General features: G+C 46.0%; 12 protein-coding genes and 1 pseudogene. 4 read left to right on the forward strand and 9 right to left on the reverse strand.

The features are described 5' to 3' along the window. The first annotated feature begins 109 nt into the window (after positions 1-109). Positions 110-1,636, forward strand: coding sequence for a Y-family DNA polymerase (locus OCV63_RS00250; protein ID WP_158361320.1), 1,527 nt, complete (start codon positions 110-112; stop codon positions 1,634-1,636). A gap of 66 nt (positions 1,637-1,702) precedes the next feature. After that, a pseudogene (locus tag OCV63_RS00255) lies at positions 1,703-1,885 on the forward strand (hypothetical protein); the annotation flags it as partial. A 95-nt stretch (positions 1,886-1,980) separates the two neighbouring features. On the opposite strand, the gene OCV63_RS00260 reads toward OCV63_RS00255, so the two are convergent. The 8 genes from OCV63_RS00260 to OCV63_RS17600 form a co-directional block, all read right to left on the reverse strand. Then, the gene (locus OCV63_RS00260; protein WP_158361323.1) at positions 1,981-3,315 is read right to left on the reverse strand and encodes an MATE family efflux transporter; all 1,335 of its coding nucleotides are present in this window, start codon (positions 3,313-3,315) and stop codon (positions 1,981-1,983) included. Between the two features lie 79 nt (positions 3,316-3,394). Beyond that, the gene (locus OCV63_RS00265; RefSeq protein WP_262670565.1) at positions 3,395-4,555 is read right to left on the reverse strand and encodes an AI-2E family transporter; all 1,161 of its coding nucleotides are present in this window, start codon (positions 4,553-4,555) and stop codon (positions 3,395-3,397) included. Further along, positions 4,542-7,175, reverse strand: a complete 2,634-nt coding sequence (locus tag OCV63_RS00270; RefSeq protein ID WP_158361326.1) for a cation-translocating P-type ATPase — start codon at positions 7,173-7,175, stop codon at positions 4,542-4,544. Before OCV63_RS00270 ends, OCV63_RS00265 begins: the two co-directional genes overlap by 14 nt. 256 nt (positions 7,176-7,431) lie before the next feature. Beyond that, on the reverse strand, positions 7,432-7,860 hold the full coding sequence (locus OCV63_RS00275) for a hypothetical protein (RefSeq protein WP_158361327.1): 429 nt from the start codon (positions 7,858-7,860) through the stop codon (positions 7,432-7,434). Between the two features lie 45 nt (positions 7,861-7,905). Further along, a complete protein-coding gene (locus tag OCV63_RS00280; RefSeq protein ID WP_158361329.1) occupies positions 7,906-9,138 on the reverse strand; it encodes an ATP-binding protein in 1,233 nt (410 codons plus the stop codon). Between the two features lie 169 nt (positions 9,139-9,307). Then, entirely contained in the window at positions 9,308-10,252 is a 945-nt protein-coding gene (locus OCV63_RS00285) for a TlpA disulfide reductase family protein (protein ID WP_158361331.1), read from the reverse strand. 42 nt (positions 10,253-10,294) lie between these two features. After that, positions 10,295-11,182 carry a 4Fe-4S binding protein gene (locus OCV63_RS00290; RefSeq protein ID WP_158361332.1) on the reverse strand — a complete coding sequence of 296 codons (888 nt, stop codon included), beginning with the start codon at positions 11,180-11,182 and terminating at the stop codon, positions 10,295-10,297. After that, positions 11,175-11,315 (reverse strand): CD1871A family CXXC motif-containing protein, encoded by a 141-nt coding sequence (locus OCV63_RS17600; RefSeq protein ID WP_158361334.1) that lies wholly within the window; start codon positions 11,313-11,315, stop codon positions 11,175-11,177. Before OCV63_RS17600 ends, OCV63_RS00290 begins: the two co-directional genes overlap by 8 nt. A 79-nt stretch (positions 11,316-11,394) precedes the next feature. Between OCV63_RS17600 and OCV63_RS00300 the strand changes: the two genes are divergently transcribed. Together OCV63_RS00300 and OCV63_RS00305 are read left to right on the forward strand one after the other, a co-directional pair. After that, a complete protein-coding gene (locus OCV63_RS00300) occupies positions 11,395-12,135 on the forward strand; it encodes a response regulator transcription factor (protein ID WP_158361336.1) in 741 nt (246 codons plus the stop codon). Positions 12,136-12,146: 11 nt separating this feature from the next. Continuing rightward, entirely contained in the window at positions 12,147-13,325 is a 1,179-nt protein-coding gene (locus OCV63_RS00305; RefSeq protein WP_158361555.1) for a sensor histidine kinase, read from the forward strand. Positions 13,326-13,738: 413 nt separating this feature from the next. Here the strand turns inward: OCV63_RS00305 and OCV63_RS00310 are convergent, their stop codons facing one another. Continuing rightward, on the reverse strand, positions 13,739-14,803 hold the full coding sequence (locus tag OCV63_RS00310; RefSeq protein WP_158361338.1) for an FUSC family protein: 1,065 nt from the start codon (positions 14,801-14,803) through the stop codon (positions 13,739-13,741). Positions 14,804-14,808: the final 5 nt, after the last annotated feature.

The raw sequence follows: 14,808 nt of genomic DNA on the forward strand, positions 1-14,808 counted from the left end.
ACCGAACATTTGTTCTTGAAAATAAGATGCGGTTGTTTTATAATAAGGACAAGAATAATAAGCATAATAAGAAGAGCGACACCGGAAGCGGTTGGAGGTGTTTGGAAAAATGGAAAAAGAACATTGCTATGTGGCGATTGATTTAAAATCCTTCTATGCCTCCGTGGAATGTCGGGAACGGGGACTGGATCCGCTGACGACGAACTTGGTGGTGGCTGATCCGGAGCGGACGGAAAAAACCATCTGTCTGGCAGTGACGCCTGCGCTGAAGGCATACGGGATCTCTGGCCGGGCCAGGCTTTTCGAGGTCGTAGAGAGAGTACGTGCGGTCAATGCGGAGCGGCTTCGGCGGGCGCCGGGAAGGCAGTTTACGGGAGCTTCGTCGGACGCGGCGGAGCTGGCGGCCCATCCGGAATACGCCCTGGATTACATCATAGCGGTTCCCCGGATGGCCCATTATCTGGAATACAGCTCACAGATATACGAGATCTATCTGAACTATATTGCACCGGAGGATATGCATGTCTATTCCATCGACGAGGTATTCATGGATGTAAGCACCTATCTGAATACCTATCAGAAGACGCCCCGAGAGCTGGCGGCAGAAATGATCCGGGCAGTCTACCGGGAGACCGACATCACAGCTACAGCCGGGATCGGTACCAATCTATATCTCTGTAAAGTAGCTATGGATATCCTGGCCAAGCACGTGGAGCCGGATGCAGACGGCATCCGCATCGCGGAGCTGGATGAGATGTCCTATCGGCGTAAGCTCTGGAGTCATCGGCCGTTGACGGATTTCTGGCGGGTGGGTCCCGGCTATGCCAGAAAGCTTCAGGAGCAGGGTCTGTATACCATGGGCGATATCGCCCGTTGTTCTGTGGGAAAGCCAGGCGATTACTACAACGAAGAACTTTTATATAAGCTGTTTGGCGTCAATGCGGAGCTTCTGATCGATCACGCCTGGGGCTGGGAACCCTGTACGATTCCCGAAATCAAGGCCTATAAGCCCGAGAATAACAGCATCGTCTCCGGCCAGGTACTTCAGTATCCTTATGAATATGAAAAAGCCCGGATGGTGGTTCGGGAGATGACCGATTTGCTGGCGCTGGATCTGGTGGATAAGGGTCTGGTGACCGATCAACTGGTACTGACGGTTGGATACGATATAGACAACCTGACGGATCCGGAGCGCAGAAAGAATTATCATGGGGAAATTACCGTGGATCGATATGGACGCAGGGTCCCTAAGCACGCCCACGGTACGGCCAATCTGGAACGGCAGACATCCTCCTCTGCTATCCTGATTCAGGCGATTTTAGAACTGTGTGAGAGAATCGTAAATAAAAACCTGCTGGTGCGCCGCATTACAGTGACGGCCAATCACCTGGTGCGGGAAGAGAGCGTACAGAAGAAAGAGACCTATGAGCAGCTCAGCCTGTTTACCGATTATGAGGCAGAAAAAAAGGAAACGGAAGCGCAGAAAGAGGCCTTGGAAAAGGAAAAGCGTCTGCAGAAAGCCATGCTGGACATCAAGAAACGATATGGAAAAAACGCAATCCTGAAGGGCTCGAACCTGCAGGAAGGAGCCACCGCCCAGCACCGGAACAGCCAGATCGGAGGCCACCGGGCCTAGCGCAGAGCTGCCGTTTGTTATGCGGAAAATCAGAAAGAAAATCATTTAGAAAGAAGATTTTGATTTATGGGAAAATCAGATTCATACGAAGATATCATCCATTTACCGCACCACCAGTCCACAGTACATCCCCAGATGCCCCGCGCTGATCGGGCGGCTCAGTTCTCACCCTTCGCAGCCCTGACCGGCCACGAGGCAGCCATCCGGGAGACCGCCGAACGGGTAGAGCAGGAGCGGGACAGCCGGGAGACAGAACCGGTGTGGGAGACTTAGCAAGCGTAAAAAGAGGGTCACAGACGCACTCCGAAAAACAGGTTCCGGTGAAGAAAGGAAACCTCAGCTACTTAAGTATCAGCAAAATGCAGATTCCGAATCATCCGGTAATACACCGGAATCAGCAGTCCGCAGGCTCCGGCCCAGGCCAGAGGACTGGCCAGACAGACGCCCATATAGCCGATAGCTGCCGTAAGGCCGATGGTGGCGGTCAGACGCATGACGAGCTCTATCATACAGGCGGCAAAGGGAGCAGTACCATTCTGCATGCTCTGGATGCTGGTCCGGTAGACAGCCAGAAGTCCCAGCAGCCAGTAGAAGGGAGCCACGATCAGCAGATAGCCGTTGGCATAGGAGAAGATTTCATCACTGGGATTTGCGATAAATAGTGTTACAATGGGGTGGCGCAGCAGAATGATTCCGGCGCACATCAGGAGATTCAGAGCCTCCGTCTGGAGCAGAGAAGCCCGGACGCCTGCCAGAATTCTGTCCTTTTTACCGGCTCCATAGTTTTGGGCCACATAGTTGGAGATAGCGGTCATCATGGCGTTATTGACCAGAACGGATACCTGGTCGGCCTTGGTAGCGGCTGTATAGCCGGCGACTGCCGCAGATCCCAGAGCGTTGACGGTAGACTGCATGGAGATCTGGCCAATGCACATGACAGACATCTGGAAGCCCATGGGAAAACCGATTTTCAGATGGGAGATAAGATCCGGGCCGATGCCGTGAAAACCCGTCCGGTGGAGCCGCAGTATTTCAAAGGAACGTAAACCCGCAATCAGGCACAAAAAGGCCGAAATAAACTGGGACAGTACCGTCGCCCAGGCAGCGCCTGCTACGCCCATGTGCAGTGGGACGATAAAAACGATATCAAGAACCACATTTAAGAGCGAAGAAAAGATCAGAAAGTACAGGGGTGTCCGGCTGTCGCCGAGAGCCCGGAGCAGATTGGAGATCAGATTGTAGAAAACCGGCGCGGCGGTGCCAAGCAGGATAACGAACATATAGTCATAGGCCTGCTGATAGATATCCTCCGGCGTATGGATCCAGTCCAGGATCGGACGGGAGAGCGCGCAGCAAACCAGTGTTACGAAAATGGTAAAAAGGATGCTTAACAGGGTGGACGCAGCTACGCTTCTGCGCATACCGACTGTGTCTTTTGCGCCGAACCGCTGACCCAGACAGATACCGAAGCCATTGGTAAAGCCCTGGATAAAGCAGAGTACAAAATATACAATCATACTGGTGGCGCCTACGGCAGCCAGCGCGTCGGCGCCCAGCGTCCGTCCCACAATGACAGAATCTGCCAGCGTGTAAAATAACTGGAACAGGTTGCCTCCGATTACCGGAAGCGCAAAGATAAGAAGCGCCCGGAACGGGCGCCCTTCGGTCAGGTCTAGCATAGATAGCAGGCTCTCCTTTTCGATGTCATACGAATACGATTTTAAATCTTTCTTATAGTAACGCGGAGAAAAAGAGAGGTCAAGAAAAATTTTGCCAGTTTATGTGCCGCTTTTTCAGGCGCAGATATACGTACTCCCGGAAAAGGGTGTACAAAACGGAGGTCAGTGGGATAAAGACAAGCATTCCCACAATTCCCATCAGATTTCCGCCAATTGTCACAGCCGCAAGCACCCAGATGGAGGGCAGCCCGACAGAGCCGCCGACCACATGAGGATAAATCAGATTTCCCTCCAGCTGTTGAAGAACCAGAAATACAAGAATAAACAAAACAGCCTGTTTGGGACTTACCATGAAAATGAGAAAGGTTGCCGTTGCACAGCCTATGAATGCGCCGAAAATGGGAATCAAAGCGGTAAACGCAATCAGAATTCCGATTAAAAGCGCATAGGGCATTTTTAAAATACTTAAGACAAGGAGAAACATACTTCCGAGAATCACCGCTTCCAGGCACTGTCCGGTAAGAAAATTTGCAAAGGTCCGATAAGTCAGGGAACAGATTCGAAGGGAGGCTTCCGCTTTTTCTTTTGGGAGAAAGGCAAAAAATACCTTCCTTACCTGAATGCGCAATTTTTCTTTCTGAAACAGAATATAACAGGCAAAAGAAAACGCGATAAAAAAGGTCGTGATACCGCTGACGATGGAGCCGACAGCCAGTATGGTTGTGTTCATCACATTTCCGGTTCCTTTTCCCAGAAGGCCCATTCCCCATCTGACGGCCTGGTCCGGATCAAACCGGATCTGATTTACCAGCTGCACGATTTCCTGGTTATTGTGTGAAAATTCCAGAATCCAGGTCTGCATCTGAGGAATAAAGGCAGTGATGTTTGTGATTAGAGTTCCGATGGTCCTGGTAAGCTGGGGAATGACTCCAAACATCACGAGGACAAGGAGGACGACAATCCCGGTAAGGGTGAGAAGCAGGCTTACGGGCCGCGCGAATTTTTCGGCGGCCTTCGTTCCTTTTTCCTTTGCGTTTCCAAAGAGCTTCTTTTCTAAGAAGCTCATGGGGACATTGATGACAAAGGCGATGGCGCCTCCCAGCGCAAAGGGAGACAGAATGTCCCAGATGGTTTTTATTACATCGATCACGATATCGAATTTCCACAGCGCAATGACAAAAAATGCGGTAAATACGATGAGTTCGCGGATTTTTTTCATGGATAAGTTATTTAGATCCATTGTTTTCTCCATTCTTTTTTAATTTCATACGAATCCATTTCAGCGCCTGAATGAGCAAAAGACTGATAACTGCATACAGATATATCTGGCCAAGCTGCGTCAGGTTCAGGGATTCCACCTTAAACAGGAGATGAAGGACGGGAAGGGTCAGTACGGCTGTGATAAGCACTGCGCCCAGGGCAAAGGCTCCCAACAGCCAGGGATTCTGAAAGAAGCGGCTGGTAAAGAGAACCGGGTGATCGGATTTGCAGTTAAAGCCGTGGAACAGACGCGACAGGCAAAGGGTTCCAAATGCATACGTGCTTCCAAGCAGCGCGCCGTTCTGATGGTATCCGGTCAGAAATCCAACCATCGTCATGATACCGATGACCAGGCCCTCCAGGCCGATTTTGCTGAGAAAATCTTTTGTCAGAATCGACTCACCCGCAGCGCGCGGCTTTTCCTTCATGACCTCGCTGCTATGGGGCTCTACGCCCAGGGCAATTGCCGGAAGGCTGTCTGTCAGAAGATTGATAAACAGCAGATGTACCGGTGCAAACGGAACCGGAAAGCCTGCTATCGACGCGCAAAGAACCGTCAGGATTGCTCCGAAGTTTCCGGACAACAGAAACTGGATTGCGTACTTAATATTCCGATAGACGTTACGGCCATTTTCTACTGCCTTTACAATCGTTGCAAAGTTATCATCGGTAAGCACCATCGCTGCAGCATCCTTGGCAACCTCTGTTCCGGTGATTCCCATGGCAACGCCAATGTCTGCCTGTTTCAGCGCGGGGGCGTCATTGACGCCATCTCCGGTCATTGCGACAATCATACCTCTTTCCTGCCATGCGCGGACAATACGGATCTTATGCTCCGGAGATACCCTTGCGTACACCGAAATATTCGGGACCAGCGCTTTTAGCTCCTCATCGCTTAAATGTTCAATATCCGCTCCCTCGCAGGCTTCAGATAAGTCTTGTAAAATGCCGATTCTTTTCGCGATTGCCGCCGCTGTTATCTTATGATCCCCGGTGATCATAACTGGCCGGATTCCGGCTCTGATACATTCGGTAACCGCTGCCTTCGATTCCTCTCTCGGCGGATCCATCATAGCGATCAGACCCAGGAAGATCAGATGATTTTCATCTTCGGCGGTTAAGAGATGTTCTTCCGGAAGGGGCCGGTAGGTAAAGGCAAGCACGCGGAGTCCTTCCATGGAAAATTCCTGATTCTGTTTTTGGATTTTCTCTTTATCGTCCGCTGTCATTTCCCGGACGCCCTCTTTGGTCCAGATCTGTTTCGTCCGTTCAAGGAGACAGTCTACCGCGCCTTTTACGATCAGTCGGTTCTCACCGTCTATTTCATGAAGGGTTGACATCATTTTACGTTCACTGTCAAAGGGAAGCTCTCCGTTCCTGGGATAAGCGCTTCTTACTTCCGCGGCATGAATTCCGCAGCGGCTTCCCAGATTAATCAGAGCAGTTTCTGTGGGATCTCCGATTTCGACTCCATTTTCATTGGTTGAATCATTGCATAAAATACTGCAGTCCAGAAGATATCGTTGCGCCGGATCCATTACATCAATGGCAGACGCGGAAATCCGTTTTTCATCTATATAATAATCCTCTACGGTCATCTTGTTCTGGGTAAGCGTTCCTGTTTTATCGGAACAGATAATAGAGACACTTCCAAGACCCTCCACCGCCTGAAGCTTGCGAATGATAGCGTGTTCCTTCGCCATTTTCTGCGTTCCAAAGGAAAGAACTATGGTGACGATGGAGCTTAAGGCCTCCGGAATTGCAGCGACCGCAAGCGCTACGGCAAACAGAAAGGCGTTGCCGGGCTGTTCACCCCGGAACACGCTGAGGGCAAATAAGATTCCGCAAAAAAGCAGAATTAAGATGGAAAGCTTCTTTCCGAAGGCCTCCAGATTTACCTGGAGGGGCGTCTGCTTTTCTGAGGTGGATTTCAAAAGTCCGGCAATCTTCCCGACCTCGGTCTGCATTCCGATGGCGGTCACAACTGCCCTGCCGCGGCCATAGGTCACAAAGCTTCCAGAGAACAGCATATTAGTCCGATCGCCAAGGGGAACCTCTGCGGAAAGAGTATCCAGGCTTTTTTCTACAGCAAGGCTTTCTCCGGTAAGAGCGCTTTCGTCAATCTTCAGACTGGCGTTCTCGATTAATCTTCCGTCTGCCGGAATCATATCGCCTGCCTCAAGCAAGATGATATCCCCGATGACCAGCTCCCTTGCCGGAAGCTGAACGACTGTACCGTCGCGCAATACTTTGGCTTCCGGGCCGGCAAGCGTCTTCAGGCTTTGCAGGGATTGTTCTGCCTTTATGGTCTGAACAGTTCCTAAAATTGCATTAATCGTGATAACGATCAGAATAACGAGCGCGCTTTCCATGTCTCCGAGCACACCGGATATGATTGCCGACGCAATCAGAATAAGCACCAGAAAATCCCGATACTGTTCAAAGAAAATCTGTGGGATGCTTTTCTTTTTTCCTTCCGCAAGTTCATTCCAGCCGTAGATCTCTCTGGCTTTTTTTACTTCTTCGCCGGTAAGTCCGGATTCTCTGCTGTTCACATGTTTCAGAACATCTTCCGGCGTTTGCTGATAAATTTGTTTCATATGATTTCCTCCTTTTTCCTAAGTATTGCCAACAGAAATTTTTGTATAAAAAAAGAGACCTTTATTGCACAATAAATATGCAATAAAAGTCTCACTGTTTTTTTGTGACACCGGATGCTTCCACCGTATTGACGACGCCACAAACGCAGATTCGCAAGCGTAAGTTACTCCCTTTTATTTAAGAAAACTATATACCATCGCTGTTGTTTCTGTCAAGAAGTATATTTCATTTGCCATTTATCCCTACGGAATTCCCTTAATATCCCCAAGTCATGAGCTTCCATTTTCCGCCTTCGCTCCGGGCCAGCCACCAGGACCAGGTGTATTCTTCGTTCGCTTCCCATGCGCCGCCGCCATTTTCCGGTGAACGGAAGCTGCTGTCAAATGCGATGCATTGGGTAAAAGGCTCTTTCTCGTCTTTTTCCGTTCGCAAATCGTTCATCCATGCAAGGGTATCGGGATCACTGCAGGTTTCATCGGATATATAGGAGAGGCTATGTAATTCGCAGCCCTCAAAGGAACGGAACTGTTTTCGTATAACCTTAATGGCGGCGTCCATGTCTTCTTTGGAATAAAGGGAAGAGGTTCCATAATCGATTTCTACCTCTGAGGTATCGGCTTTTCCGCAGCCGACGAAAAGAAGTGTCAGCATAAGGAAAAGGATTATAGTTATCATTTTTTTCATAGCGGCTGCCTCCTTATCATTTGGGACGGAGATATTTCGCCTTGCTTATTCTTGTAGCAACCAATCGGCTATATCGTGAATTTCGATTCCTTCATAGCTATATTGGGGATGTTTGGTTCTGGCAATCATCATTTTCGGATAAGCATCTCGAATTTGAAGCAGAGGAGAGCATTCTCTCTCAAATGTTTCCTGCCCGGAAATGTTGTCGCTGACCTGAATATAAAACTTCTCACTGCCTCTCTGAGCAACAAAGTCGATTTCCTTTTGATAGAGCTTGCCGACATAAACATCATATCCACGGCGGAGAAGCTCGATGCAAACGATGTTTTCATAGACTCTGCCATAATCCATATTTCTGCTTCCCAGTATTGCATATCGAATACCGCTGTCACACAAATAGAACTTTTCAGAGCTTTCAAGGTATTTCTTGCCTCGGATGTCGTATCTCTTAATATCATAAAATACAAAAGCATTGCACAAATACTTAATGTACTTGCCGACGGTTACATGGTTGGTCGGAGTCTCATTTGTTGTCAGTAGCTGACTGACCTTATTCGGAGAAGTCAGGTTGCTGATATTATCCATAAGGAACTCGCTCAGACGCTGTAAAACCAAAGTGTCCGGGAGCGCATATTTCTGCACCAAATCCCTTGTAACAATCGTTTCGTAGACCTCTTTGATATAGTTTGTTCTGTCTTTTTCGGTTCTGTAAGCGTAAGAACCTGCTAAACCGCCCTTGATGGCGTACTCATCAAAGAGGTTATCTTTATCACTAACATCATCATAATATTGGCAATATTCCTGGAAGCTGAAAGGAAACACATGAATTTCAATATAGCGTCCGGTAAACAGAGTTGCCAGATCCGCACTCAACAGGAAAGCATTGGAGCCGGTCACATAAATATCGTACTTCTCTTTGGAGTAAAGGCTGTTGATCGCCAACTCAAACTTGGGGCACATCTGAACCTCGTCTACAAACAGGTAGTTCGTTTTACCTTCCTGATAATGTTCTTCCACATAGGCGTGTAAGGCATGGTATTCTTTGATTTCTTCATACGCCAAATCCATGAAGTCAATGAAGATAATATTGATGTTTTCAAAATTGCTTTTCAGATACGCAATATACGCCTGCATCAGTTTGGACTTACCAGAGCGACGAATACCGGTGATTATCTTGATGTCAGGAGTGCCATTCAGTTCAATGATTCTATCAAGATATTTTGCTCTCGTGATGGTTTTCATATCGTCACCCGCTTTCAAAAATTGAAATTTTTTCATTTCTCGAAACCGCCTCGCTGTACTTATTATACTGTCTGCTAATAGTATATGCAAGATGTCGCTTTCAAAAACACAAATTTTTTTATTTTTTGAAAGCAGGAACTATGTAAAGGCAGCTCGAAGGCTGCCTCAGGCACCAAGCCTATCCTGTTTACACAGGTTTAATACATTATTTCTGATCAAGTATGGACTGAATCTGTTTCATCAACTGCTCGTAGTTTGACTGATCATTGATTCCGCCCATGAAAGGTTCGCCAATGATATTTCCGTCTTTATCCACGAGAACGGTTGTCGGGAATGCCATAATGTTTCCCGCATATTTTCCAACGGTTGAATCGGAATCGAAGGTCAGGTTTTTGTAGGAAGCTCCCTGGGCCTTCAGGATTTCTTTCGCTTCTTTGATTCCATCCTGATTATTATCTAAGGTATCGGTATTGATACCGACAACTTCGCCGCCCATGTCCCTGATTTCATCATTTAATTCATTCAGTTTGGAAAGTTCTTCAACGCAGGGCTTGCATCCGCTGAACCAGAAGTTTACAACCGTCACTTTATTCTGGGCGAAAAGGCTTTCATCTACATCGTTACCATCCAGGTCTTTCCCTTTGAAACCGTGGAACACACCTGCAGAGTCAGCTGAGCTGGAGGAACTACCGCTGGAAGAATCAGATGCGGCAATTTCTTTTTCAAGTTTTGTAATTTCTTCTTCGATGCCCCGAATCGTTTCTATGTCTTTACTCAGGGTAGCATATTCTTCTTCGGAGAAAGAATCTTTGTTTGATTCTATTGTATTTGCAAGAAAGTCCGCATAGTTTTCATTCATGGTATCATCGTTGACGTTCTTACTCATAAAGCCAAAGACCTTGTCCCATACATTTTTGTGATCTGCAAAAATCCGGTTCTCCTGCTGGTACAGGTCGTCCAGCTTTTCGGCGGGCGCAGACGTTCCACCTGCATCTGTGGCGGAAGCAGACTCCTGTTCCGTGTTTTCCGCTGTCGCGGAATCAGAGGAATTTCCACAACCAGTGAATGCAAAAAGCATGGAAATGGCAAGAGAGGCCGCAATTGCTTTTTTCAATTTCATTGAGTTTTTTCTGCGTAATTTGTTTTTCATGGTTTTTAATCTCCTTTTGAATATGATTTGATTCATTTTACTTTATTTATGGTCAGCCTGTTTCTTGCCTGAAAATCCGTAATGATAGCAGATCGCGTTTGTTGGACAGGCTTTCATACAGGCTCCACATCGGATACATTCCGGGTGATTTGGTGTGTCTACTACATTTACATCCATTTTGCAGGCATGACTGCATTTTTGACAGCTGACACATTTTTCAGAATCTACCTGAATCTTAAGAAAGGATACTCTGTTAAACAGCGAGTAAACAGCGCCAAGCGGGCAGATCCACTTACAGAATGGACGGTAAAACAGAATGCTTAAGATGATTACAAGTATAAGGATTATAAACTTAAATGTAAATAAGTGCCCGAGTGCCGCACGGATTCCTGAATTAGCAAGGGACAGTGGAATTGCGCCTTCAAGTACGCCTTGCGGGCACAGGTATTTGCAGAAGAACGGGTCTCCCATACCCAGCGAATTCGTTACCAATGCCGGAAGCAGGATAACAAAGACGACCAGAATTGCGTATTTCAGATACCGCAGGGGTTTTAGCTTGGCAGTAGATAGTTTCTTACCTGGAATTTTATGCAGCAGATCCTGAAACCATCCAAACGGACAGAGAAAACCGCAGATAAATCGTCCGAACAGAACTCCCAGCAAGATAAAGAATCCGGTGATGTAGTAGGTGAACTTGAATTTTGAGGAACCGACGACAGCCTGGAAAGCTCCAATCGGACAGGCACCGGTGGCAGCCGGGCAGGAGTAACAGTTCAATCCGGGAACACATATGGTTTTTACCTTTCCCTGATAGAGTTTCCCTTTAAACAGATTCGGAATATGAAGATTGGTCAGCAGTGTTGCAGCTGCCTGAATCCATCCGCGGAAGCGAACTAGGAAGTTTTTGCTTGATTTTAATTTCTTATCCAATTCCCACACACTCCATACATAATTTGATTGCCTTACTGAGTACGACTGCAGCCTCTCCACGGAAAATCCCAACAAGAAAAAATACGAGACCAGCTGCAAGTAAAAAAATCTGTATTGCTTTTTCTGATTTCATTCAAATACCACTTGTTACTGAAAATAGTAACTGCTCCTTTCGATGTGATTGCTCAATTAGCCGGTTTATTGACCGTTCCATGGTTACATTATATAATATGGGATGTAAATTCCCTGTTAAGAAAATGGAGAAAAGTAAATTGAGATTATTAGTTGTGGAAGATGAGAAAAAATTATGCGATATGATTGCGAAAAGTCTGCACCAGGCAGGTTATGAGGTGGATATGTGTAATGACGGAGAGCAGGCACTGGATATGATCTATGCGGAACGATATGACCTGATTGTGCTTGATCTGAATCTGCCCGGGGTGGATGGGATGGAGATCCTTCGGGAGCTTCGCAAAGAAAATGAAGAAACAAAGGTATTAATCCTGTCTGCGAGAAGTCAGATTGCAGATAAGGTTGAGGGATTGGATTCCGGTGCAAATGATTATATGGAAAAACCATTTCACCTGCAGGAACTGGAAGCCCGCGTGAGAAGCCTGACAAGAAGAAAATTTGTACAAAAAAATATCTGTTTGGAATGTGGAAAACTTCGATTTGATACGAGAGAAAGAGTTGCATATGCAGAAGATAACCCGGTTGCGTTGACGAGAAAAGAAAATGGAATTTTAGAATATCTCCTTTTAAATCAAGGAAGACCGGTCAGTCAGGAAGAACTGATTGAGCATGTCTGGGATTCTTCTGTGGACAGCTTTAGCGGTTCCATCCGGGTGCATATGTCTTCTTTGAGAAAAAAACTGAAGGCAGGACTCGGATATGATCCAATCGTGAACAAAATCGGTGAGGGCTATAAGATAGGGGGAGATAGCAAAGTATGAAAAAAATTAACATAAAAAAAGTATCACTCCAGTGGAAATTAACACTTCTTACCACAGCGCTTATTACCATATTATGCGGATGTCTTACCTTTTTCTTATATAAAAACGGAGTCTATTATTTTGATACGCTTCAGGAGTCTGTCACAGATCAGGGCACAGCGCCGGAAGCAGTGTACATTGATATTCCGGAGGATGAGTGGGATGACTTTGTGGCGCAGTTTTCCATGAAGATTTATAACTCCAAATCAGATTATAGAAGCAGAAGCTTTCTGATTACTGTGATTGTAGCGTTGTTTGGCGGTGCAGCGACGTATTTTATCAGTGGACGGGCCTTGAAACCACTCAGGGAATTTTCAGAGACAGTGGAAAAAGTTCAGGCGCAGAATCTGACAGATTATACTATCGAAGAGAATAAGATTGCAGAGCTGGACAGGCTTCGTACGTCTTATAATAAAATGCTTATGCGGCTTTCCGAATCCTTTGAGACGCAGCGCCAGTTTACGGGAAATGCAGCACATGAGTTACGTACTCCACTGGCTTTAATCCAGGCGCAGCTGGATCTATACCATACAACAGAACATCCGGAGAGTACAACAGCGGCAGAAGAGACCATTCAGATGGTAACGGAGCAGAATGAACGCCTTAGTAAGCTGGTCAGAACGCTTCTGGATATGAGCGAATTACAGACAGTAGCGCGAAATGACAGAATTGAGCTCCATAGTCTGATTGAGGAAGTGCTGACAGATTTGGAACCGCTGGCACAGGAAAAGAAGGTTGAACTGATACAGAAGTCGCAGGGAACAGGAGAAAAGGCAGATGAAGAATTATTTTTGACAGGAAGTGATATTCTGATTTACAGAATGCTATATAATCTTGTGGAAAATGCGATTAAATACAATCGGAAAGGTGGAACCGTTACCGTATCAGCAATAAGGGAAAAGAACGAAGCAGTTCTGACGGTTTCGGATACCGGAAATGGAATTGATGAGGCATTCAGGGAAAAGATCTTTGAGCCGTTCTTCCGGGTAGATAAGTCAAGAAGCCGGGAGCTTGGAGGCGTAGGGCTTGGACTTGCGATGGTGCGGGAAGTTGTGCGGGCTCATGACGGGACGATTGAAGTTTATGCAAATAAGCATAGGGGAACGACATTTGAAGTGAAAATGAGTATAGGAGCAGAAAAAACAGCATAACCGTTGAAACTCAACCACGGCGTTACATTTTGTCAAAATAAGAAAACCAGATGGAATGCCGAAGTGATATCGAACCTGGGGACATTATGTCCCCAGGTAACTGCTAGATAGATTATAATTAATCCCCAAAAATTAACTTCATGATATTTGACTTCCCGTTAGCTGTAATGCAAGTAATCTGCTTTTGCTCTGCCAGGGCATGGAAAAATTCATAGCCGGAATGCGAATCTTCGGTAATCGCGAATCAGGTCAATCAATACGGTTTTGCCGGAACCACTGTCGCCGGTGAGAATCGTGATATTTCTTTTGAAAGCCAACAGATCTTACATTTTCCCTTACATCTTTATACTCTTTGCCAGACTCGTCAGCAAAGCTGCCATCTCCGGATTAACCTTTTTTCTTTCTAACCCACGTTATTTTGCAGCCACGGTTACCACTGTTTCCTTTTTTTTCGACATAAGCCAATAAAACATAGAACAAAATATTAATGCAAATACAACGCCAAAAACATTCTGAATCACTCTAAGACCAACTGCTCCTTTTAGTCCATAACTCTCTGTAGCAATGGCCAAAGCACCAAATGTGTTAAATACTGCCTGCCAGCCATATTTTGCAGAAAGTCCTACACCAATTCCGCCAAGGATTCCTATGTATGTATAGATGGATGATGGAAGCAGAAAATATAGTACTGTAAAGCATATTACACCTGCAATATTTCCGACAATCCTTTTGCGGACTCTGTATTGCATGTCCTCTATAAATGGTAAGATTGCTGACATTGCCGCAATTCCAGCCCACATTGCCCGTGGCATATTGCAGAGTTCCGCAATGCAGAGTACTGCCGGTACGCATATGATCTGACATAACTGCCACTTTGTTCTGGAAGAAGATATATCAAATTCTTGTACCAAATCATTCAAATTTCTTTTATACGTTCTGTTTTTATGATTTCGATAAAATACGAAGCAGGTAAGTGCTGCACCTAATGCCATTCCGGTTAATCGCATCTGATAACTTTTTCCTGTTACATCATATCCATACAATAACAGATAACCAAGAACCAATGTGGATTGGTTAAACATGAATGGGTTATGACATCCGAACAGAATCAGCACTGCCAGTGCAGCAATGTTTAACAGCATTCCAAGTACCGGTGAAAGCTGGTTTGCTAAATGCGGACATACAGTCATAATTACAAAGAACAAAGCCAAAAGCATCGTAGATTGTCCGGTGTGGATCCCCAGATCCGCATTCCGAAATACCATAAGGCATAATAAAACTACTACACCCACAATACTATTCTCATTTCCAAATAAGATACTGAAAATAGTAACAAATAAAAAACAAAATGCCATTGTAACAGCTATCTTTACCAAATATACCAGTATATGATATGATTTTTCTTTCACTGTTTCACTCTTTTTCAACAGATTTTTAGAACCTGCCTGATTTAACTGCAATTCCTGATAAAATGTCATGTAAT

Origin of the sequence: Laedolimicola ammoniilytica (genome assembly GCF_025567165.1) — a bacterium.
GTDB lineage: Bacteria > Bacillota > Clostridia > Lachnospirales > Lachnospiraceae > Laedolimicola > Laedolimicola ammoniilytica.